2 protein-coding genes are annotated in these 1582 nt (G+C 71.3%); one reads left to right on the plus strand and one right to left on the minus strand.

Features of this window, described 5'->3' with window-relative positions; genetic code table 11:
* Positions 1–741: alpha/beta fold hydrolase (locus tag NS220_RS18575; protein ID WP_346335436.1), on the plus strand; the 741-nt coding region annotated here is incomplete at its 5' end.
* A 65-nt stretch (positions 742–806) separates the two neighbouring features.
* On the opposite strand, the gene fabG is transcribed toward NS220_RS18575, so the two are convergent.
* Complete coding sequence (fabG, locus tag NS220_RS18580; protein WP_058625442.1) at positions 807–1517, minus strand: 3-oxoacyl-ACP reductase FabG; 711 nt, start codon at positions 1515–1517, stop codon at positions 807–809.
* Positions 1518–1582 lie beyond the last annotated feature (65 nt).

Below are 1582 nucleotides of genomic sequence, written 5' to 3' on the forward strand. Positions count from 1 at the left end.
GCCCTGCCCCTCGGCCTGCCCCGACCCCTGGTCGATGTCGGAGGCTCGTCCTACGCTGCCGACATGGACGTCATCCTCGTACCCGGTCTCTGGCTCGACGCGTCATCGTGGGACGCCGTCGTGCCCGCCCTCGAAGCGGCAGGACACCGCCCCCATCCCCTGACGCTTCCCGGCCCGGCGGTCGGCGACCTCGTGGTCGATGACTGGGTCGACGCCGTCGTCCGCGAGATCGACCGCCTCCCCTCCGGTGTCGTGCTGGTCGGGCACTCCGGCGGCGGCAACGTCGTGTGGGGCGCGGCCGACCGCCGTCCCGACCGCACCGCTCGCGTCGTCCTCGTCGACAGCGCCGTGCCGCCACCGGGGGCGATGATCTCCGAGTTCCCGGTCGACGACGGCGTGGTGCACTTCCCCGGCTGGGAGTTCTTCGACGCCGACGACATCGACGATCTCGACGACGAGACACGCACCCGCACGGCGCCGGCGATGGTCGACGTTCCCGGGCGCGTGCCGACCTCTTCCCTGTCGCTCAGCGACGACCGCCGCTTCGAGGTCCCGTTGACGATCCTGTCGGGCCGTTACGACGACGCGGGTCTGCGCTACGCCCTCACCGAGTGGGGGGCCTTCGCCGACGAGTTCGCACGTGTTCGAGACTCGGAGGTCGTGCGCCTCGGCTCGGGGCACTGGCCGCAGTTCTCTCAACCGCAGGCGTTCGCGGAGCGTCTGGTCGCCGCGGTGAGGTGAGGGGGCTCGGCACCGTCAGGTCGACGCCGACGGGGCACACGGTGGCGCGGGTGCGGCACCCCCGTTCAGTGCCCCATGCCCAAGCCGCCGTCCACCGGGATGACAGCGCCCGAGATGTACGCCGCGTCGTCGCCGGCGAGCCAGGTCACGACGCCGGCCACCTCGTCGGGCGACGCGAACCGCCCCGCGGGGATGTTCTTCTTGTACTCCGCCTGGGTGTCCGCCGGGAGCTCGGCCGTCATGTCCGTCTCGATGAATCCCGGCGCCACGACGTTCGCGGTGATCCCGCGGCCACCCAGCTCGCGCGTGAGCGAGCGCGCGAAGCCGACCAGGGCGCTCTTGGACGCGGCGTAGTTGATCTGTCCGGCGGAGCCGTACAGACCGACGACGCTCGAGATCAGGATGACGCGCCCCCAACGCGCCTTGAGCATCCCCTTCGACGCGCGCTTCACGACGCGGAACGCACCGCCGAGGTTCGTGTTCACGACGCTGTCGAAGTCGTCCTCGGTCATACGCAGGAGCAGCGTGTCCTTCGTGACGCCGGCGTTGGCGACGACGACGGCGATCGGACCGAGCTCCGCCTCGACGCGGGTGAAGGCGGCGTCGACGGCAGCGGCATCCGTCACGTCCGCGCGGACGGTCAGCGTTCCCTCCGGACCTTCGCCGGAGCGTGCGGTGACCGCGACGCGCCAGCCTTCCGCCACGAACCGCTCCGCGATGGCCCGTCCGATCCCTCGGTTTCCTCCGGTGACGACGACGACGCGGTCCTGCGACATATGAACTCCTGCATGGCGGGGCGGAAAGGAACCGGCCCAGCCTATCCGCGCGCGCGACGTCGTCC

This window comes from Microbacterium testaceum (genome assembly GCF_001476655.1).
Lineage (GTDB): Bacteria > Actinomycetota > Actinomycetes > Actinomycetales > Microbacteriaceae > Microbacterium > Microbacterium testaceum_C.